The following is a 20,060-nucleotide window of genomic DNA, read 5'->3' on the forward strand; positions in this document are numbered from 1 at the left end:
TACCTTGGTCCATGCACTTGCCTGGATGTCTTAGCAAATGCAGGAAAGCTTCTCATGAATCCTCTGGGCCAGCGCGACTTCACCAAATTTCCGCCAGTTTCATCAAACTCCAGCAATTGGATAGAAAACCTACCGCTGACGCTCAAGACTCCCTCGACGCACAGATCCAGGGCCTTCAGTGCATTGATCAATAAATTCTTCCAAAATCCCCAGCGCACCCCGCAGGCAGTCGAGCTGAATGCGTTCTTCGTCGAATGCATGTTCCATGGGGAGACAACGGTGCTGATCGACGTTCTTCCCCAAATTGAATTGCTTGACATCAATTTCAAGAGCGCCAACGGCAATCTGTCGATTGCGCTAAACACCTTGCTCGACGCACTCACAATCACGCTGGGCCGCAATCCGATCAGCAAATTTTGCCTGGTGCAACAGCAATTCCGCGGCAAAGATGAAATCCACATGTTGTTCGAGATCTTGAGTCGGATGCCTGCGTTGCAGTCCGTGGACATCCATTCGTGCGCCTTCGATCTCACACCCGACCTTGGGCCTTGTGCACGACTGCCGCTGAAAAGCCTGTACTTCGGGCACATGAAGGATGCCCTTCCGGTTCTTGAGAAGATCCTGCTTGCCTCGCAACTGACCGAGCTACATCTTATTTCACTCGACGGCTCTCCCGAGCAGCATGTGTCTATCGCGGAAGCACTGACGAAGCAGACCACGATTGCCACGCTGGGATTCAAGTCGTGCAAGACAATCGAACCCTATTTCGCATTCCTGGCGAAGCAGTCGACGATTCAAAATCTCTGTTTATACAATATTCCGCTGCTCGACGAAGACTGCTCACAGCTTCACATCGCTTTGCAGGACAAGAGCACACTGACCCACCTTTCGCTCCGTGGCTGTTGGCCGAGCCTTGGCCGAGGCCTGAATTCAGAAGCTCCGGGGCTGGCGCAGCTCTTGAGCCTGGAAAGCCTTTGTGACCTCGATCTTGCAAGGAACTTTCTGTTTGCACCTGCGGCGCCGGTGCTGCTGTCTCTCGCCGCTCACCCGAAATTGCAGACACTCGATCTCGATCAGTGCAATATGGACGATCAGTGCATCCACGCACTGGCCTCCGTATTCGAGAAAAACGAGATTCTCACTTGCGTGACGCTGCCATATCTAAGAGACGAGTGCTACAAACCCTTGGTCGGCGCCATTCAGGCCAACAACACGCTGCAAAGCCTGTCCAACCCTCACCTGGATAAGCTCGCTGAAATGTTGCAGGCGCATTTCCCTGCGAAGCACCCCAATTACGCGGCCCTCGTGACGCAGGTTTCGGCGAACTTCCGGAAACGCATGGAGCGCGATCACGAGGACAAGGCCGCACTCATAGGAGGAAACATGAGGGCACTCCTGGCCGGCCTGCGAGGCGTCGGATCAGGCGCCGTTCCGTCGGATGTCGCCGCCTATGCAGCCCAGTTCGCCATCCGGATGAACGGCGAAGAAGCGATGTTGATGACCTTGCCACTTCTCAACAAGAGTGCCCACGAAGAGGGCCTGAAAGCACGGGACCGGATTCAGAGAGGACGACCGCCCCACGAGAAGCCGGACGACAACATGCACTGAGCCGTCCGCAAGGTGGCGCGAAGGCAGTGGACGATTCAGCCTCGCCCACCGTCGCGCATTCAGCCCGGCCGGCTCACTCCATATGCGGGCCGCGCAGCGGGCGCGCTGGCGTAGAGCCAGATCCCGAACGCGATCATCGGCACGCACAGCCACTGCCCCATGCTCATGTTGAGCGCCAGCAGCCCCAGGAAGTCATCGGGCTCGCGGAAGAACTCCGCGGTGAAGCGCATCACGCCGTAGCCGATCAGGAACACCGCGGACACGCGCCGCTCGCGCCGGTCCTTGCGCGCGTAGAGCCACAGGATGACGAACAGCAGCAGCCCTTCGAGCAGGAACTGATAGACCTGCGAAGGGTGCCGCGGCAGCATCGAGCCGCTCTGCGGGAACACCATGCCCCAGGGCAGATCGGGGCTGCTGAAGCGCCCCCACAGCTCGCCGTTGATGAAGTTGCCGACGCGGCCCGCCGCCAGGCCGGTGGGCACGCAGGGGGCGACGAAGTCCATCACCTGCCAGAAGGGCCTCGAACGGCTGCGGGCGAACCAGGCCATCGAAGCGATCACCCCGAGCAGGCCGCCGTGGAAGCTCATGCCGCCCTGCCAGATGAAGAAGATCTCCAGCGGATGGGCGAGGTAGTAGCCGGGTTTGTAGAAGAGGCAGTAGCCCAGCCGACCGCCGACGATCACGCCCATCACACCGAGGAAGAGGATGTCTTCCACGTCCTTGCGGGTCCATGCGCCCGGGCCGGTGATGGAGCGGAAGGGCTCGTGCCGCAGGCGGCGCATGCCGAGGAAGTAGAACAGCGCGAAGGCGGCCAGATAGGTCAGGCCGTACCAGTGGATGGCGACCGGCCCCAGTTGCAAGGCAACCGGGTTGATCTGCGGGTACATGAGCATCAGGCTATTGTGCCAACGGCACTTCGTCCGGCCGTGACATCCCCTTGCGACCGGATGAATTGCACGAAGCGGGCGATCGCCGCATTGCCGGTGCCGGCGGGCCAGACCAGGCTGGTCTCGCAGCCCGGGAGCGCCGGCCGGCGGCGGCGGGCGGCCGGTGCGAATTCGGCCGCCGCGCGGTAGACCACGCCACTGCGCCGGAACTGGGTGACGCTCTCGGGCACCCAGGCCACCCCCAGCCCGCCCCAGACCAGGTTGACGATGGTCTGCATCTGGATCGCTTCCTGCGACACCCGCGGCGCGCGGCCGGCCGCATGGTAGAGCCCGAAGATGGCGTCGTGCAGCGAGGGCACGATGCGGCGCGGGAAGATGACCAGCGGCTCGTCCAGCACCTCGGCCAGCACCGGCTGCGCGATCCGCGCCAGCCGGTGCCGTGCCGGCAGCGCCAGGACCAGAGGCTCCTGCGCCACCGGCATTTGCTCCAGGCCGGGCGGCGCGAAGCCGGGCGAATGCAGCATCAGCCCGGCATCGATCTCGTCGCGGGCGAAGGCCTCCAACTGCACGTCGCCGGTGGCCTCCACCAGCTCGAGCGCGACCTCCGGGCACTGCGTGCGAAACGCGCGCACCCAGGCCGGCAAGCATTCGAAGCCGATGGTGGACACGAAGGCGAGCCGCACCCGGCCCACCTCCCCCGCCGCCGCCGCGCGTGCCCGCACGGGCAGCGCCTGCGCGCGTGACAGCAGCTCGCGCACCTCCGGGAGCAGCGCCTCGCCGGCCGGCGTGAGTGCAACGCGGCGCCGCGTGCGGTCGAAGAGCACCACGCCCAAGTTCCTTTCCAATTGCGCGATGGCCTGCGTGACGGGTGGCTGCGTCATGTGCAGGCGCTGCGCCGCGCGCCCGAAATGCAGTTCCTCCGCCACCGCGAGGAATTGGCGCCACGCACGCAGCTCGATCTCTTTCATTCGCCGAGCATATCAATCGGCCATGAAAATCGGATTGGAAGCAATCAGTCAATCGTCCGATACTTGGCGCTCCCGTTTTCCCCACGAGCAGAGACACGATGGACACCAAACCGATCCAGATCAACCGCCGCAGCGCCAACATCGTCGAGGGCAAGTCGCGCGCCCCGAACCGCTCCATGTTCTACGCCATGGGCTACGAGGAAGCGGACTTCAAGAAGCCGATGGTCGGCGTGGCCAACGGCCACAGCACCATCACCCCCTGCAACTCCGGCCTGCAGAGGCTGGCCGATGCCGCCATCGCCGGCATCGAGGAAGCGGGCGGCAACGCGCAGGTCTTCGGCACGCCCACCATCTCGGACGGCATGGCCATGGGCACCGAGGGCATGAAGTACTCGCTGGTCAGCCGCGAAGTCATCTCCGACTGCATCGAGACCTGCGTCGGCGGCCAGTGGATGGACGGCGTGCTGGTCGTCGGCGGCTGCGACAAGAACATGCCCGGCGGCATGATGGGCATGCTGCGCGCCAACGTGCCGGCCATCTACGTGTACGGCGGCACCATCCTGCCGGGCCACTACAAGGGCCAGGATCTGAACATCGTGAGCGTCTTCGAGGCCGTGGGCCAGAACGCCGCCGGCAACATGAGCGACGAGGACCTCAAGGAAATCGAGAAGCGCGCCATCCCCGGCACCGGCTCCTGCGGCGGCATGTACACCGCCAACACCATGAGCTCGGCCTTCGAGGCGCTGGGCATGTCGCTGCCCTACTCCTCCACCATGGCCAACCCGCACGACGAGAAGGAGAACTCGGCCAGGGAATCGGCCAAGGTGCTGATCGAGGCGATCAAGAAAGACCTGAAGCCGCGCGACATCGTCACCAGGAAGGCGATCGAGAACGCGGTGGCGGTGATCATGGCCACCGGCGGCTCGACGAATGCGGTGCTGCACTTCCTGGCCATCGCCCACGCGGCCGGGGTGGAGTGGACCATCGACGACTTCGAGCGCATGCGCAAGAAGGTGCCGGTGATCTGCGACCTCAAGCCCAGCGGCAAGTACCTCGCGGTCGACCTGCACAAGGCAGGCGGCATCCCGCAGGTGATGAAAGTGCTGCTCAACGCGGGCTTGCTGCACGGCGATTGCATCACCATCACCGGCCAGACCGTCGCCGAGGTGCTGAAAGACGTGCCGGACCAGCCGCGCGCCGACCAGGACGTGATCCGCCCGATCAGCAACCCGATGTATGCCGAAGGCCACCTGGCCATTCTCAAGGGCAACCTGTCGCCCGAGGGCGCGGTGGCGAAGATCACCGGCCTGAAGAACCCCGTCATCACCGGCCCGGCGCGTGTCTTCGACGACGAGCAGTCGGCCCTGCAGGCCATCCTCGACGGCAGGATCAAGGCCGGCGACGTGATGGTGCTGCGCTACCTCGGCCCCAAGGGCGGCCCCGGCATGCCCGAGATGCTGGCCCCCACCGGCGCGCTGATCGGTGCCGGCCTGGGCGAAAGCGTGGGCCTGATCACCGACGGCCGCTTCTCCGGCGGCACCTGGGGTATGGTGGTCGGCCACGTGGCGCCGGAAGCGGCGGCCGGCGGCACCATCGCCTTCGTCAACGAGGGCGACTCGATCACCATCGACGCGCACCAACTCAAGCTGGAGCTCAACGTGCCCGAGGCCGAGATCGAGAAGCGCCGTGCGGGGTGGAAGGCGCCGGCACCGCGCTATACGCGGGGGGTGCAGGCGAAGTTCGCCTTCAATGCGTCGAGTGCGAGCTCGGGGGCGGTGCTGGACAACTTCTGAGGCCTGGGCGCCGCGCATCGTCGCGGGGCCCCCTTTCCGGGCCGGGCGCAGCAGAGCCTACAATCCGACCTGCTTCGCCAGACCGACTGAAGCAAACCGCTAGGGGTGCCGACCCGCGACACATCTCGTGTGGCAGGCCGGCTGAGAGAGTCCCTTTGAACCTGACTGAGGTAATCCTCGCGCAGGGAAGCTGGTCCGGCGGCCGCCACGTCTTTTTCTCTTCTCGCGTGGCGGTCCTGATGCCGTGGCCTCGCCCACCTGCCAAACACTTTGCATTGGAGCAAATGGATGGCAACCACGACTGACAACAACGAGGCGCTGACGCCGCTCGCCGCGGGCAGCCGCGTCTTCCATTGGCATGACCACCTGTCGCTGTGGTTCAGCCTCGGCGTCGGGCTGCTGGTGATGCAGATCGGCGCCTACCTGGTGCCCGCGGTGGGCACCCGCGACGCGGTCATCGCGATCGTGCTGGGCTCCTGCGTCGGCGCCGGCCTTCTGGCCTGGACCGCGCGCCTGGGCTGCGAGAGCGGCCTGGCCAGTGCAGGCCTCATGCATGCCACCTACGGCAGCGCCTTCGCGCGCCTGCCGGTCATCCTCAACATCGTGCAGCTGATCGGCTGGACCACCTTCGAGCTGGTGATCATGCGCGAGGGCACGCAGGCCATCGGCAAGCAGGCCTTCGGCTGGTCGCTGGACGGGCCCATGGGCGGCTTTTTCACCACCCTGCTGTGGGGCGCGGTGCTGCTGGCGCTGCTGGCCGGCTCCATGGTCAAGCTGGTGCGGCGCTTCGTCAGCCGTTTCGGCCTGCCGCTGGTGGTGCTCTCGCTGCTGTGGCTCACCTGGCAGTTTGCCGGGCAGTTGCAGGCCAAGGGCCTGGACGCCTTCTGGTCGCGCCCCGGCAACGGCAGCATGGGCCTGTTCAGCGCACTCGACCTGGTGATCGCCATGCCCGTCTCCTGGCTGCCCCTGGTCGCCGATTACGCGCGCCATGGCAAGCGCAGCACCGGCGGGCTGGGCGGCGCCTTCAGCGGCACCTGGCTGGGCTACGCACTCGCCAACATCTGGTGCTATGGGCTGGGCGTGATGGTCGCCAGCGCGGCCGAGCCCGGCAGCAACCTGGTCACGGCCCTGCTGCTGGCGCAGGGCGGTCTGGTGGCACTGGGCCTCATCCTCATCGACGAACTGGACAACGCCTACGGCGACGTGTACTCCGGCGCCGTCTCGTCGCACAGCCTGAAGCCGCGCTGGAGCGTCAGGCGCTGGGGCCTCGCGCTCGCGGTGTTGTGCATCGCCTTCGCGCTGGTGCTGCCCATGCACACGCTGGAGCCCTTCCTGCTGCTGCTGAGCTCGGTCTTCGTGCCGCTCTACGGCGTGATCCTCGGGCGACTGGGCACCGGCGAGGCACCGGCCTCGACCGGCACGCGCCGGGTGGGCCTGGGCGCGGCGCTGATCTGGATCGCCGGCATCGCCGTCTACCACGGCTGTGCGAGGTGGGCGCCTCAGCTTGGCTCGGCCCTGCCCACGCTGGCCTTCACATTCGTGCTGGCCTGGTTCACGCGCCAGTCCGCGGCAGGCGGACCATCGGCACTGGCGCAAAGCCGTGGTTGAGGGGACCATGGCCCGCACCCACCTGCACGTCCGCACCGGCCGCCATCGCGGCCACGACATAGCCGCGCGCGCGCTCCACCGCCTCGGGCAAGGCGTAGCCCAGCGCCAGGTGCGAGGCGATGGCCGAGGACAAGGTGCAGCCCGTGCCGTGCAGGTTGCGGCTCGCGATGCGCCGGGAGGACAGCCGCAGGCGCTCGCCATCGGCCTCGGCCAGCAGGTCCACCACGTCATCGCCCGGCAAGTGGCCGCCCTTGAGCAGCACGGCGCGTGCGCCCAGCGCGAGCAGCTCGCTGGCCGCATCGTCCAACGCATCGACCCCATCGATCGGGCGGCCGATCAGCAAGGCCGCCTCGTCGAGGTTGGGCGTGACGACGACGGCGCGCGGAAACAGCTCGCGCACCAGCACCTGCACCGTCTCCTTCGCGATCAGGCGGTCGCCGCTGGTCGCGACCATCACCGGGTCGAGCACCACGTTCGGCAGCCGGTAGTGGTCGATGGCCCAGGCCACCACCTCCACCACCTCGGGCGCATGCAGCATGCCCAGCTTGACCGCGTCGACGCCGATGTCCTCCACCACCGCGCGGATCTGCGCCTTCAGGAAATCCGGCGGCACGCCGTGGATGCCGGACACGCCCAGGGTGTTCTGCGCCGTCAGCGCGGTGATGGCCGTCATGCCGTAGCAGCCGAGCGCCTGGAAGGTCTTGAGATCGGCCTGGATGCCGGCGCCGCCGCCGCTGTCGGAACCGGCGATCGAGAGCACGCGGGCGTAACGGAAAGATGCGAGGGTCATGCGGAAAATTATCGGCCACGCCGCACCGCCCCCTGCCGGAGGGCCCGACGATGAGCGCGCCAGAGATGCCTTTCCGCTCGGCCGCCATTCTCGGCGCCGGCCTCATGGGCCGGCTGCTGGCGGTGTCGCTCGCCCGAAGCGGCTGCCGCGTCGAACTCTTCGATGCCGGCGGCCCGGAGGCCGATGGCGCGGCCGCACGCGTGGCGGCCGCCATGCTGGCGCCGCTGGCCGAGTCGGCCGTCGCCCCGCCCTCGGTGGTGCGCATGGGCCACCACGCACTCGACCGCTGGCCCGCCCTGCTCGCGGAGCTGGCCGGCCCCGTGTTCTTCCAGCGCGAAGGCACGCTGGTGCTGTGGCATCGCCAGGATGCGGCCGAGGCCGCGCGGCTGGCCCGCGTGCTCGCGCGCACCGGCGAGCAGGTGCCCGAGCTGCCCGCCATGAAGACGCTGGATGCCGCCGGCATCGCGGCCCTCGAACCTTCGCTGGGCACGCGCTTCGCACAGGGCCTGCTGCTGCCGGACGAAGGCCAGTTGGACAACCGCGCGCTGCTCGCGGCCCTGCGCGCCACGCTGGAAGGCCTCCCGAACGTCGCGCTGCGCTGGAACACGCCGCGCAGCCTCGACGACTTTTCTTCGCCCGCACCGGACCAGCGCGTGATCGACTGCCGCGGCCTCGGCGCCCGCCCGCAATGGAACGCGCTGCGCGGCGTGCGCGGCGAGGTGATCCGCGTGCATGCGCCCGAGGTGGCCCTCACGCGACCCACCCGCCTCGTGCATCCGCGCTACCCCCTCTACATCGCCCCCAAGCCGGGCCAGGTGTTCGTGATCGGGGCCACCGAGATCGAGTCCGAGGACATGTCGCCGGCCAGCGTGCGCTCCACGCTGGAGCTGCTGAGCGCCGCCTACGCCGTGCACAGCGGCTTTGCCGAGGCGCGCATCCTCGAGATCGCGGCCCACTGCCGCCCCACCCTGCCCGACAACCTGCCTGCCTTCCGCCAGCCGCGGCCCGGCGTGCTCCAGATCAACGGCCTGTACCGCCACGGCTTCATGATCGCGCCGGCCATGCTCGACGTCGCGCTGGAGTTGCTGCGCGAAGGCCGCTCCGACTTGGCCCCGCGCTTCTCGCTGGCGCCCGGCATGGGAGACCTCCATCCATGAACGTCCTGATCAACGACAGCCCCAAGACCCTGCCCGAGGGCGCCACGCTGGCCGATGCCATCGCCCTCATCGAGGCGGCGCCCCCCTATGCCGCCGCGGTCAATCGCCAGTTCGTGCCGCGCTCCAACCACGCCACGCACCTGCTGAAGCCCGACGACCGCATCGAAGTCATCCGCCCGGTGACGGGTGGTTGAAAGACAACCGGAGACGACCCACCATGACGAACGCCAACGATCCCCTGGTGCTCTACGGCCAGACCTTTGAGAGCCGCCTGCTGCTGGGCACCGCACGCTACCCCTCGCCCGACGTGCTGGAAGCCGCGGTGCGGCGCGCCCGCCCCGCCATGCTCACCGCCTCGCTGCGCCGCCAGACGGCGACGCCCGGCAACGGCGGCGACAACGGCTTCTGGGAGCTGCTGCGCCGCCTCGGTGTGCCCGTGCTGCCCAACACCGCCGGCTGCCACAGCGTGCAGGAGGCCATCGCCACCGCGCAGATGGCACGCGAGCTCTTCGACACGCCCTGGATCAAGCTGGAGCTGATCGGCGACGACTACACCTTGCAGCCCGACACGCTCAACCTGGTGGATGCCGCCTCGCAGCTCGTGCGCGACGGCTTCCACGTGCTGCCCTACTGCACCGAAGACCTGGTGCTGTGCCAGCGCCTGGTCGACGTGGGCTGCCAGGCCGTCATGCCTTGGGCCGCGCCCATCGGCACCGGCCGCGGGCCGGTCAACCCCTATGCGATGCAGGTGCTGCGCGAGCGCCTCGACGTGCCCATGCTCGTCGATGCCGGCCTGGGCCTGCCCTCGCATGCCTGCCAGGTCATGGAGTGGGGCTACGACGGCGTGCTGCTCAATACCGCCGTGGCCCTGGCCCAGGACCCGGTCGCGATGGCCGGCGCCTTCGCCGACGCAGTGCAGGCCGGCCGCAGCGCACGCCTGGCCGGCGCGATGGCCGCGCAGGACGCCGCCCAGCCCAGCACGCCGGTGCTGGGCACGCCCTTCTGGCACCACGCCAACAGCCAGTGAGCCAGTGAGCCGATGAGCCAACCGAGCACGAACGCCATGGACGACCAGAACGACATCGCCCGCGCCATCCTCGCCGCGCACGCCGCGCGCTTCGGCGAGACGGGGGACAGCCCGGGCCCCTTCACCGCCGACGACCCGGTGTACCGTGGCGCCAAGACGGCCTGCGCGGCATTGGGCTTCATCGACGTCGATGCCGAATGCCTCGCCAACGCGTGGCAGGCGCAAACGCAACGCACCGGCCGCTTCGATGCCGGGGCCTGGCCCGCGCATCCGGCCGATTTCGGCATGCGCCCGTTTCCGCCGGGCGCACGCCAGGACGCCTTCCCGCCCTGTCCCGAGAAGCTCGGCCTCTACGCCGTGCTGCCCGATGCGGCCTGGGTCGGCCGCATGGCGCGCGCGGGCGTGCCGACGGTGCAGTTGCGCTTCAAGTCCACCGATGCCGACGCCATCCAGCGCGAAGTGAACGCCGCGGTGGATGCGGTGCGCGGCACCGGGGCGCTGCTTTTCATCAACGACCACTGGCGCGTCGCCATCGAGGCCAAGGCCTATGGCCTGCATCTCGGCCAGGAAGACCTGGACGCGCTGACGCCGCAGGCGTTGCAGGCGATCCGCGCCTCGGGCATCCGCCTCGGCGTCAGTACCCATGGCTATGCGGAGATGGTGCGCGCCGATGCGGTGAGCCCGAGCTACATCGCCATGGGCGCCGTCTTTCCGACCACGCTGAAAAAGATGCCCACCGCACCGCAGGGCGTGGCCCGCCTGGGCGCTTACGCACAGCTCATGCGCGGCTACCCGCAGGTCGGCATCGGCGGCGTCGATGCGCAGCGGCTGCCGGACGTGCTGGCCACCGGGGTCGGCTCCGTGGCGGTCGTGCGCGCTCTGGTGAACGAACCCGATCCGGAGGCCGCCGCCGCACGCCTGATGGCTGCGATGGCCACCGACGCCGCGAAAGCACGTTGAGAAAATTCGCACTTTTCGCGCGCGGCGAGTCGCTGCCTCCGGAAGGGCCGAAAAACCACGCTATAATCTGAGGCTTGTTCCTCGATAGCTCAGTCGGTAGAGCGCCGGACTGTTAATCCGTAGGTCCCTGGTTCGAGCCCAGGTCGAGGAGCCAAATTGATCAAGGGGCCAGGACGTTGTCCTGGCCCCTTTTCTTTTGGCGCTCAGGCGCTCAACACCCGGCCGGCACGGAGCTCCTGTCATCGCAGGCAAGGGGCGTCGGCTTCGCGGCACGTCACCCGGTGCCGTCTTGGAGCATGGTGAGGAGGTCTCGTCCACAGCGCTCGCCGCCAAAACGTGCAGTACTGCTCAGCCCTGCGGCGAATGCATGGCGCCTGTCCTACGGCCCGATGGGCCGCGCCGCTCTAAATTCAGGCCCCAGGTGACCACATGCTGAAGATATTCCGCTCGACCCGACCACAGCCTCAGGGGGACCCGCGCAGGCCCGAGAGCCTTTCGGACCAGGACCTCTGCCTGTGGACGGCCCATTGGCGGAACGCGGATGAAGAAGCGCATGTCGACGCGCCAGGCATGGTGGCTCTCCTCGAAGCCGAGATGACCCGGCGTTTCGGCGGCCCCACGACGATGGCTGCCGACCTCTGAAGCACGGGCGTCCGCGAACGCCACCGCACCCTCCCTGGCCTGTCACAGCCCGGCATCTCGCCGGGCACCCGCCTCTTGGCCATCCAGGCGCTGCATGGCTCGAGCATCTCGAGCAGATGGTCGTCGCGTGAGCCCGCTTTGCGCAACATATTGGCGCATTGAAAAAGGCCTGAAGAACAGCCTGTTCCAGACTCCAGTCTTGGATTGTCCAACGAGTCCCTAGGGTTTTCCATGACGCCGAGACGCCGGGTCGCGCTTGCATGCCCCACCGGCGGTCACTAAATTTGCGCCAACATATTGACTTAGTCGGCCGTGACGGCATGCATGCCACGACCCGAGCCCCTGGAGAGTGCCCATGGACTTCCAAGACATCCTCTACGACATCCGCAACGGCGTGGCCTGGATCACGATCAATCGCCCGGACAAGATGAACGCGTTTCGCGGCACGACCTGCGACGAGCTCATCAAGGCGCTGAACAAGGCCGGCTACGACCGCAACGTCGGCTGCATCGTGCTGGCCGGTGCCGGCGAGAAGGCCTTCTGCACCGGCGGCGACCAGTCGGCACACGACGGCAACTACGACGGCCGCGGCACCATCGGCCTGCCGATGGAAGAGCTGCACACCGCGATCCGCGACGTGCCCAAGCCGGTGATCGCCCGCGTGCAGGGCTACGCCATCGGCGGCGGCAACGTGCTGTGCACGATCTGCGACCTGACCATCTGCTCGGAAAAAGCGGTCTTCGGCCAGGTCGGCCCGAAGATGGGCTCGGTCGATCCGGGCTACGGCACCGCCTTCCTCGCCCGCGTGGTGGGCGAGAAGAAGGCGCGCGAGATCTGGTACCTCAACAAGCGCTACTCGGGCCAGGAAGCGGTCGCCATGGGCCTGGCCAACATCTGCGTGCCTCACGAGCAGCTCGACGCCACGGTGCAGGAGTGGGCCGAGACGATCTGCGAGCGCAGCCCGACCGCGATTGCGATCGCCAAGCGCAGCTTCAACATGGACACGGCGCACCAGAGCGGCATCGCCGGCATGGGCATGTACGCGCTCAAGCTGTACTACGACACCGACGAATCGCGCGAGGGCGTCAACGCGCTGAGGGACAAGCGCAAGCCCGATTTCCGCAAGTTCGCCAAGTAGACCCATCGCCGCCACGGTCCCCGGCTGTGAAGCCGTGAACAAACCCGGCGTGCGCCATGGCGCGGCCGTGCCCGGAGACAAGAGATGAACCCCTACCTCGACGAAGATCTGGTCGCGCTGGGCGACCACGCCCGCCGCTTCGCCATCGACCGCATCGCCCCCGGCTTCCAAGAGCGCGACAAGACCCGCGTGCTCGACCGTGCGCTGATGCGCGAGATGGGCGCCATGGGCTTCATCGCACCGGAGTTGCCGCAAGCCTTCGGCGGCCAGGGCCTCGGGTGCCTCGCGGCCGGCGTGGTCCACGAGGAGATCGCCCGCGCCGACCTGTCCATCAGCTACATCAACCTGCTGGCCTCGCTGAACTCGCAGATCCTGTCGGAACATGGCCGGCCCGAGGTCGTCAAGCCGTGGCTCGAGAAGCTGGTGTCCGGCCAGGCGCTGTGCGCGATCGCGCTGACCGAGCCGCGCGGCGGCTCGGATGCCGGCAACCTCCGCCTGAAGGTGGAGCGCCGGGGCGACCACTACCTGATCAACGGTGAGAAGACCTCGATCTCGGCCGCCGACCAGGCCGACATTTGCGTGGTCTTCGGCCGCACCGGCACGGCCGAGTCGGCGGCGCACGGCGTCACCGCGCTCCTGGTGCCGATGGATGCGGCGGGGGTGACGACCCGCCGCTTCGACTGCCATGGCCAGCGTGCGATCGGCCGCGGCTCGATCTTCTTCGAGAACGTGCGCATCCCCCTCGACCACCGCCTCGGCGACGAAAACAAGGGCTTCGTGCAGGTGATGCGGGGCTTCGACTTCAGCCGCGCGCTGATCGGGCTGCAGGTGCTCGCCGTGGCGCGCGTCGCCCTCGAGGAGACCTGGGACTACGTCGCGCAGCGCGAGGCCTTCGGCAAGCCGCTGTCGGCCTTCCAGGGCGTGTCGCACCCGCTGGCCGATTTCGACACGCAGGTCGAGGCCGCGCGGCTGCTGTGCCTGCAGGCGCTGTGGCTGAAGGACAAGGGCGCGCCGCACAGCGCCGAGGCGGCCATGTGCAAATGGTGGGCGCCGAAGCTCGCCTACGACACGGTGCACCAGTGCCTGCTCATGTTCGGCCACGGCGGCTACGACCGCGGACCGATGGAGCAGCGGCTGCGCGACGTCCTCGGCTTCCAGATCGGCGACGGCACGGCGCAGATCATGAAGACCATCATCGCGCGCACGCGCGCCGGCCGTGCCGCCGTGCCTGCCTGACGGCCGGCAGACCGGCAAGAGCGCCGCGCCACGGCTGCGTCGCTCTCCACTTCACCACCGTGTGCACCCTCAAAGTCCGAAATCGTCTCGCAGACGATCGATCTGATGCATCCGCTCGTGCAGGATCGTCACGACGCCGACGTCTCCGTTCGACAGGCGACGCCTACACAAGCAATGAATACGACCGCCGGGCGCCGCCCGGCGGCTCAGCCTCTCGCTCAAGCCGGCGCGATGTTGAGATTCATGCGCAGCATGTTGTCCGGGTCGTAGCGCCGCTTGGTCGCCTGCAGCCGCGCATAGTTGGGCCCATAGCTGTCGGCCACGCGCCCGGCCTCGTCCTCGGTGAGGAAGTTGACGTAGCCGCTGGCGGTGGCGTGCGGCGCGGCCTGCTGGAACACCCCGCGCGCCCAGTTGCGCACCTTGTCGTCCTCGCCGGCGTCGGTCCAGCGGCCGTGCACGTTCATGATGAAGCGCGCATCCCGGCCCACGAAGGCAGTGGCATCCGGCTTCACCCGCCCCATCGCGCCGCCCATCTGCGCGACGAAGATCTCGCACTCCGGGCCCGGCAGGCGGCCTGCGTTGTCGATCAGCATGTCGATGGCCGCGTCGCTCAGGCCGCTGAAGTTGTTGGTCTTCCAGTAGTTGCGGGCGCCGGGCGCCAACAGCGGGTCGAAGGCGGTCTGGAAGCCGGCATAGGGCGTCGGGCCCAGATGGCTGCCGATCGGATCGCCGAACTTCAGCACGGGCGCGACCGCCTTCTCGCCGGCGGCCAGGTCGCCGCACCAGACCATCGGCAGGATCACGACCTCTCTGCCATGCACCGACTCCGGCAGGAAGGGCAGCGGCGGCGCCTTGCGCATCACGGTCCAGACGGTGAGTTCATCGCTCGCGCTCTCGCAGAAGTCGCGCCAGGCACGCAGCACCTGGCGGGCCTGCGCGAAGGGATAGACCACCAGCCCCGCGTAGACCTCGGGCCCGACCGGGTGCAACTGGAACTCGAAGGAGGTGACGACGCCGAAGTTGCCGCCGCCCCCGCGCAGGGCCCAGAAGAGCTCCGGTTCCGAGTCGGCCGAGGCGATGCGCACCTCCCCGTCGGGCGTGACGACGGTGACGCTGCGCAGGTTGTCGATGGACATGCCATGCCGCCGCGTCAGCCAGCCGAAGCCGCCGCCCAGCGTGAGCCCGGCCACGCCGGTGGTGGAATTGATGCCCAGCGGCACGGCCAGGCCGTGGGCCTGGGTCTCGCGGTCCAGGTCGCTCAGCAGGGCCCCGGGGCCCACGTAGGCGACGCGCTTGTCCGGATCGACGCGCACCGTGCGCATGCCCGACATGTCGATCATCAGCCCGCCCTCCGCCACCGCGTTGCCCGCGATGTGGTGGCCGCCGCCGCGCACGCTGGTCAGCATGCGATGCGCCTTGGCGAAGCGCAGCGACGCCTGCACGTCGGCTTCGGTCAGGCAGCGCGCGATCAGGGCAGGCCGGCGATCGACCATGCCGTTCCAGACCTTGCGCGCCTCTTCGTAGGCCGCATCGGCCATGCCGATCACGCCGCCGCTGATCTGCGCCGCGAAGGCGTCGACCTCGGGCTGCCGGACTTGCCGGACATCTTTGTCCAGCGTAAGGTAGGTCAAAGATTGCATCTGATGCTCCAGGGGTGTGGGATGAGGAAAGAGTGCCTCCATTCTTCCGGCCGGACCGCGGCTGCGCCTGACCCGGCGTCCGCGGCACTTGACTGCGCGTCCGCCATTCGCATCGGCCCGCTGCGATGAGCCTGGACACCTTGTCCGACGTGCTGCGCAGCGTGCGCCTGCGCGGTGCCGTGTTCTTCTACGTCAGCGGAAGCAGCGACTGGGCGGCCGAGGCGCCGGCCGCCCGGGACATCGCACCGCTGCTGATGCCGGGCACCGAGCACGTGATGGAGTACCACGCCGTCGTGCAGGGCACCTGCTGGGCCGGCGTCGTGGGCCACGCGCCCGTGCAGATGGCCGCCGGCGACGTCGTGATGTTCCCGCACGGCGACCCGCACGTGGTGTCCAGCGCGCCCGGGCTGCGCGGCAGCGTCGACGTGCGCTGGTACGACAGCGTGCGCAGCCAGTCGCTCCCGCTGCACATCGCTTACGACGGGGCCAGCCTGCAGTTGGTGGAAGATGCGGCGCCCGAGTCCGAAGCGACCATCGTGTGCGGCTTTCTCGGCTACGACCGCCAACCCTTCAACCCCCTGATCGCCGCCCTCCCCCGGATGCTGCATCTGCGCGCCGGCGAGCATGGCGCGTGGATCGCACGCTTCACCGAGCAGGCCGCCGCCGAGTCGCACGCCCGGCGGCCGGGCGCGGACGCCATGCTCGCGCGCATGAGCGAGATGATGTTCGTCGACGCCGTGCGCCGCTATGCAGATGGCCTGCCGGCCCAGAGCGCGGGCTGGCTGGCCGGGCTGCGCGACCGCTTCGTCGGCCGCGCGCTGGCCCTGATGCACGAGGCGCCGGCGCAGGACTGGAACCTCGACGAGCTCGGCCGCCGCATCGGCCTCTCGCGCTCGGCGCTGCACGAGCGCTTCGTGCAGATGATCGGTGTGCCGCCGATGCAGTACCTGGCGCAGTGGCGCATGCAGGCCGCCGCACGCATGCTGCTGGAAACCCGCTCCACGGTCGCGGCGATCGCGCTCGACGTCGGCTACGAATCCGAGGCCGCCTTCGCCCGGGCCTTCAAGCGGATGGTCGGCAAACCGCCGGCAACCTGGCGGCGCGAACGCGACACCACGCCCTGAGGCGCCAAGCGGCTCTTCGGAGACAAAAATCTTGTCATGAGATTTTTGTCTCATTATCATGAGACCCCCCAACCCTCCAGGAGACCGCCATGGCACTCAGCCCCCGCGAAATGGACCGCAAGCTCGACGAGCATTTCGGCTTCGAAGCCCGGGACGACGTGGCCGGCGTGCTGGCCACGCTCAGCCCCGAGGTCGAGCACGACGTGGTGGGCTGGCCCACCGGCCCGAGCCGGGGCCGCGAAGGCGCCCGGCCCTTTTACGAGGCCCTGTTCGGCGACCTCTCCGATGGCCAGGTCACCTCCCTTCGGCGCCTGTACGGCGACAACTTCATGGTCGACGACGCGATGTGGCGCGGCAGGGCGCCCGGCCGCCCCTTCGGCCTGGAGGGCGGCGGCCGGCCGCTGGCTTTCCGCCTGCTGCACGTGATCGAGTTCACCGACGGCGGCGACATCCGGCGCGAGAACGTCTGGGTCGACATGGCGGCGATCCTCCAGCAGTTGCCCCAGGGCGCTCCTGCATGACAGGGCAGCCGCCGCCGTCGGGCCGCCCCCTGCAGAAGCAGCGCACCCGCCAGGCCCTGCTGGATGCGGCGGCGCGGCTGATGCAGCAGGGCAGCCGGCCGGCGCTGGAAGAAGTGGCCGAGGCCGCGCTGGTCTCCCGCGCCACCGCCTACCGCTATTTCCCGAACGTGGACGCGCTGTACCTGGAGGCCTCGATCGACATCGAAACGCCGGCGCCGCACGAAGCCCTGCGCGGTGCGCCTGCGCAGGACGCGGTAGCCCGGCTCGAACACGTGGACGACGCGCTGCACGCGATGATCGCGGCTCACGAGGCGCCGCTGCGCCTGATGCTCGCCCGATCGCTGGAGCGCAGCGCGCGCGGCGAGGCCGACGAGGCGCTGCCGGCACGCCAGAACCGCCGCACCCCGCTGATCGAGGCCGCGCTGGAGCCCGCCTCGGAGCGCTTCGCGCCGGCCGCACTGCGCAAGCTCAAGCATGCGCTCGCCCTGGTGCTCGGCCCCGAGGCGAGGGTCGTCCTCAAGGACGTGCTGCGCCTCGACGACGCCGAGGCGCGCCGCGTCCGGCGCTGGGCCATCCGGGCGCTGGTCAGCGCAGCGCAATCGCCGGCTCCACCGGCCCGGTCGCGCCGGTGAACCCTGTGTCGCTTTCCGTCCATCCAGTGAACCCGGCGATCGGGTCGCTTTCCCCGCGTCCGATCGCGCACCGTGGCGTAGGGATATGGATGCACATGCCGAGCAGGGCTGCATCGCGGCCTACAATCCCTCCTTCATGTCCTGCCTGACCCTGCCCCGCCTCGCCGTCCCTGCCGCCTTCGCGGCCGGTCTGCGCGCGACGGTGCTTCGCACCGCGAAGGCCATGCCGGGTCAATTGCGCCAGCCGGCCGCACATTCCCCCGCCCGGCGATCACCCTCCCTCCCCCTTTAAGCGCAAACCATCGATCGCCGGGCCCCCACAGCCCGCGCATCCGCGACCGCCGCCAGCACAGAGCGCGCCGGTCGCATTCGACTGGAGTGCGTCATGCAAGCAGCAGCCAACAACATCCTCCTCGGCGAGCGGACGCTCACCGAACTCGACCATCAGCGCCTGAGCCGGCTTCAGGACCGGGCCGCACCGCCGGCGCTGGAGGCGCTTCTCGATGCGACAGACATCGTGGCCGCACGCGCGGTCGCGCCCAACGTGGTGACCATGTATTCGCAAGTGCGGATCGTCGATGCGCACACGGGCCAGGCACACACCCTCACGCTGTGCTATCCCGCCGATGCCGAGCCGGCCGCGGGCTTCATCTCGGTGCTTTCGCCGGTCGGCCTGGCACTGATCGGCCTGCGCGTGGGCGCGCTCGCGCGCTGGCAGTTGCCTGGCGGCGAAGAAGGCTGCGCGCGGCTGGAGGCAATCCTGTTCCAGCCCGAAGCCAGCGGCGACTACACCACCTGAAGCGCCCGGGCTTCCATCGCGCGTGGCGAGGTACTCGCCGCGCGTCAGGGCGCGTCAGGCCCAGAAGCTGTGGCCGGCCGACACCACGCGTCAGTGCCCTCTCACACGACGCGGCCGTGGCCCTGTCCAGAGTCGGGCCATGCCATTCGACACAAGGAGTACACCCATGGCGACCAGCAGCATCCTGGGCGGAGAACAGGCACCGGCGGAGCATGACGGCGCCAACATCGATGCCCTCGGCCCGAGCGACAGCAGCGACAGCGGCAGCGACGTGCAGACCGACCGCAACCGCTCTGTCCTTCCCGACGAAGCCGCCGAGGGCGCGTGGCCCGTCGAGCACCGCAGCAGCACCGATGCCGCCGGCACCGGCGAACGCGCCTCTGCCGATCCAGCGCCGCCTCAAGAGGACGGCGACATCCTGCCCGATCGGGTAGGCATCCTGCCGCCGGGCAGCGGCGACGACACGGTGCGGGACCTGGGAGGGGCCGACGCGCTCGCCGGCACGGACGAGAGCGAAGACCGCCTTCGAGACGAAGACGAAGAGGCCTGACGCCACTGCATTGGAAGGCGTCAGGGCCTTCGGGCACGCAAGGGTACTCGCGACAGGTCCCTCGACGAGAACCTGCCGCGTGGGCGACGGTCAGGCCGCCGCCGTCATTTCTTCCATCAGCGCTTCCTTGCGCGCTTCGAGCTGGTCGCGCATGGCGACCAGGTCGAGGCCGCGCGCCGCGCGGGCCTTCACGAAGATCTCGTTGCGCTCTTCCTTGACATGGTGGTCGATGTACTCGCCGAGCACCTTGACCTTGGCGTCGAACATGTCGTCGACTTCCTTTGCCTCCTGGATCTGCGCGATCAGGTCCTTGGCACTGGCATGCTCCACCTCGGCCTCGTCGAGCAGGTCGGTTTCCTTGATGGCCTCGCGCAGCGCGGGATAGAAGATCTCTTCCTCGATCTGCGCATGGACCGTCAGCTCCATACAGATCTCCTGGGCCAGCTCACGCCGCTTTTCGGCGGCGCTGGCGGCACGGGAGCCGGTGAGCTCGTCGTATTCCTTGAACATTTTCTTGACCTTGCGGTGGTCCGCATCGAGCAGGCTGCAGGCATCGGGCTCGGCGCGTTTGGCTGTGGTGGGCATCGTGAATCTCCATCGAGGGGTTGATGAACACCGAGGATGGCCGGCGCCCGCATCTCTTGCGTAGGAGCGCGCCGCCACCTGGTCTCGGCTGGGAAGCCATGGGCGACGGACAGCTCCGGCTGAGTGACGGCAGCGGACGGACAGCCCACGCGGGTCTTTGTTTTTGCCTTGTTGGTTGGGTGGCGAAGGAGCCGGGAGTTCGCTTCTTGTGCCCTTGTTTTTGCCTTGCTGGTTGTTTGGCGCAGGAGCCGGGAATTTTCCTCTTGGGCCTTTGTTTTTGGCCTTGCTGGTTGTGTGGCGCAGGAGCCGGGAATTCGCCCCGGCGGGCGAGTCACTTTCTTTGTCTCGCCAAAGAAAGTAACCAAAGAAAGGCGACCCCGCTGTGCGCGTCCCTC

Annotated in this window: 20 protein-coding genes, 1 tRNA gene and 1 riboswitch; of the genes, 16 read left to right on the forward strand and 5 right to left on the reverse strand. The window is 68.2% G+C overall.

The annotated features are described in order from the left end of the window. The first annotated feature begins 54 nt into the window (after positions 1–54). Positions 55–1,608 carry a leucine-rich repeat domain-containing protein gene (locus ABEA07_RS22175; protein WP_345540579.1) on the forward strand — a complete coding sequence of 518 codons (1,554 nt, stop codon included), beginning with the start codon at positions 55–57 and terminating at the stop codon, positions 1,606–1,608. A 59-nt stretch (positions 1,609–1,667) separates the two neighbouring features. Here ABEA07_RS22175 and lgt read toward each other — a convergent pair whose 3' ends face one another. Continuing rightward, positions 1,668–2,501: a prolipoprotein diacylglyceryl transferase gene (gene lgt / locus ABEA07_RS22180; RefSeq protein ID WP_345540581.1), complete on the reverse strand. Its 834-nt coding sequence runs from the start codon at positions 2,499–2,501 to the stop codon at positions 1,668–1,670. After that, on the reverse strand, positions 2,501–3,463 hold the full coding sequence (locus ABEA07_RS22185; RefSeq protein WP_345540582.1) for a LysR family transcriptional regulator: 963 nt from the start codon (positions 3,461–3,463) through the stop codon (positions 2,501–2,503). Before ABEA07_RS22185 ends, lgt begins: the two co-directional genes overlap by 1 nt. Positions 3,464–3,561: 98 nt before the next feature. Between ABEA07_RS22185 and ilvD the strand changes: the two genes are divergently transcribed. After that, the gene (ilvD, locus tag ABEA07_RS22190) at positions 3,562–5,256 is read left to right on the forward strand and encodes a dihydroxy-acid dehydratase (protein ID WP_345540584.1); all 1,695 of its coding nucleotides are present in this window, start codon (positions 3,562–3,564) and stop codon (positions 5,254–5,256) included. Positions 5,257–5,347: 91 nt separating this feature from the next. Next, positions 5,348–5,461: riboswitch (TPP riboswitch) on the forward strand. Positions 5,462–5,544: 83 nt separating this feature from the next. Beyond that, on the forward strand, positions 5,545–6,864 hold the full coding sequence (locus ABEA07_RS22195; protein WP_345540586.1) for a purine-cytosine permease family protein: 1,320 nt from the start codon (positions 5,545–5,547) through the stop codon (positions 6,862–6,864). On the opposite strand, the gene thiD is transcribed toward ABEA07_RS22195, so the two are convergent. Beyond that, positions 6,809–7,654, reverse strand: a complete 846-nt coding sequence (gene thiD / locus ABEA07_RS22200; RefSeq protein WP_345540587.1) for a bifunctional hydroxymethylpyrimidine kinase/phosphomethylpyrimidine kinase — start codon at positions 7,652–7,654, stop codon at positions 6,809–6,811. The two genes, ABEA07_RS22195 and thiD, sit on opposite strands and share 56 nt — an antisense overlap. 50 nt (positions 7,655–7,704) lie before the next feature. Here thiD and ABEA07_RS22205 point away from each other — a divergent pair, with 50 nt between their 5' ends. From ABEA07_RS22205 to aliB, 8 genes are all read left to right on the forward strand, one after another. Then, positions 7,705–8,811 (forward strand): FAD-dependent oxidoreductase, encoded by a 1,107-nt coding sequence (locus ABEA07_RS22205; RefSeq protein ID WP_345540588.1) that lies wholly within the window; start codon positions 7,705–7,707, stop codon positions 8,809–8,811. Continuing rightward, on the forward strand, positions 8,808–9,005 hold the full coding sequence (gene thiS, locus ABEA07_RS22210) for a sulfur carrier protein ThiS (RefSeq protein ID WP_345540589.1): 198 nt from the start codon (positions 8,808–8,810) through the stop codon (positions 9,003–9,005). Before ABEA07_RS22205 ends, thiS begins: the two co-directional genes overlap by 4 nt. 23 nt (positions 9,006–9,028) lie before the next feature. Further along, positions 9,029–9,838: a thiazole synthase gene (locus tag ABEA07_RS22215; protein WP_345540590.1), complete on the forward strand. Its 810-nt coding sequence runs from the start codon at positions 9,029–9,031 to the stop codon at positions 9,836–9,838. 36 nt (positions 9,839–9,874) lie between these two features. Next, positions 9,875–10,798, forward strand: coding sequence for a thiamine phosphate synthase (locus ABEA07_RS22220; RefSeq protein WP_345540592.1), 924 nt, complete (start codon positions 9,875–9,877; stop codon positions 10,796–10,798). A 78-nt stretch (positions 10,799–10,876) separates the two neighbouring features. Then, positions 10,877–10,952 (forward strand) — tRNA-Asn (locus ABEA07_RS22225). Positions 10,953–11,227: 275 nt separating this feature from the next. After that, positions 11,228–11,440 carry a hypothetical protein gene (locus ABEA07_RS22230; RefSeq protein ID WP_345540594.1) on the forward strand — a complete coding sequence of 71 codons (213 nt, stop codon included), beginning with the start codon at positions 11,228–11,230 and terminating at the stop codon, positions 11,438–11,440. A 355-nt stretch (positions 11,441–11,795) separates the two neighbouring features. Then, positions 11,796–12,578, forward strand: a complete 783-nt coding sequence (gene badI / locus ABEA07_RS22235) for a 2-ketocyclohexanecarboxyl-CoA hydrolase (protein ID WP_345540596.1) — start codon at positions 11,796–11,798, stop codon at positions 12,576–12,578. Between the two features lie 84 nt (positions 12,579–12,662). After that, positions 12,663–13,814, forward strand: coding sequence for a cyclohexanecarboxyl-CoA dehydrogenase (aliB, locus tag ABEA07_RS22240; protein WP_345540597.1), 1,152 nt, complete (start codon positions 12,663–12,665; stop codon positions 13,812–13,814). A 218-nt stretch (positions 13,815–14,032) separates the two neighbouring features. On the opposite strand, the gene ABEA07_RS22245 is transcribed toward aliB, so the two are convergent. Continuing rightward, the gene (locus ABEA07_RS22245) at positions 14,033–15,454 is read right to left on the reverse strand and encodes an FAD-binding oxidoreductase (protein ID WP_345540598.1); all 1,422 of its coding nucleotides are present in this window, start codon (positions 15,452–15,454) and stop codon (positions 14,033–14,035) included. 125 nt (positions 15,455–15,579) lie between these two features. On the opposite strand from ABEA07_RS22245, the gene ABEA07_RS22250 reads away from it, so the two are divergent. The 5 genes from ABEA07_RS22250 (at position 15,580) to ABEA07_RS22270 (ending at position 19,080) form a co-directional block, all read left to right on the forward strand. Further along, positions 15,580–16,578, forward strand: coding sequence for an AraC family transcriptional regulator (locus tag ABEA07_RS22250; RefSeq protein WP_345540599.1), 999 nt, complete (start codon positions 15,580–15,582; stop codon positions 16,576–16,578). An 89-nt stretch (positions 16,579–16,667) separates the two neighbouring features. Then, entirely contained in the window at positions 16,668–17,099 is a 432-nt protein-coding gene (locus tag ABEA07_RS22255) for an ester cyclase (RefSeq protein ID WP_345540600.1), read from the forward strand. Beyond that, complete coding sequence (locus ABEA07_RS22260; protein WP_345540601.1) at positions 17,096–17,731, forward strand: TetR/AcrR family transcriptional regulator; 636 nt, start codon at positions 17,096–17,098, stop codon at positions 17,729–17,731. The genes ABEA07_RS22255 and ABEA07_RS22260 overlap by 4 nt, the downstream gene beginning before the upstream one ends. A 385-nt stretch (positions 17,732–18,116) precedes the next feature. Continuing rightward, positions 18,117–18,530, forward strand: coding sequence for a GreA/GreB family elongation factor (locus ABEA07_RS22265; protein ID WP_345540603.1), 414 nt, complete (start codon positions 18,117–18,119; stop codon positions 18,528–18,530). A gap of 166 nt (positions 18,531–18,696) precedes the next feature. Beyond that, positions 18,697–19,080 carry a hypothetical protein gene (locus ABEA07_RS22270; protein ID WP_345540604.1) on the forward strand — a complete coding sequence of 128 codons (384 nt, stop codon included), beginning with the start codon at positions 18,697–18,699 and terminating at the stop codon, positions 19,078–19,080. Between the two features lie 90 nt (positions 19,081–19,170). On the opposite strand, the gene ABEA07_RS22275 is transcribed toward ABEA07_RS22270, so the two are convergent. Next, complete coding sequence (locus tag ABEA07_RS22275) at positions 19,171–19,665, reverse strand: hemerythrin domain-containing protein (RefSeq protein WP_345540605.1); 495 nt, start codon at positions 19,663–19,665, stop codon at positions 19,171–19,173. Positions 19,666–20,060 lie beyond the last annotated feature (395 nt).

The organism is Variovorax defluvii, assembly GCF_039541515.1.
GTDB classification, from domain to species: domain Bacteria; phylum Pseudomonadota; class Gammaproteobacteria; order Burkholderiales; family Burkholderiaceae_C; genus Variovorax; species Variovorax defluvii.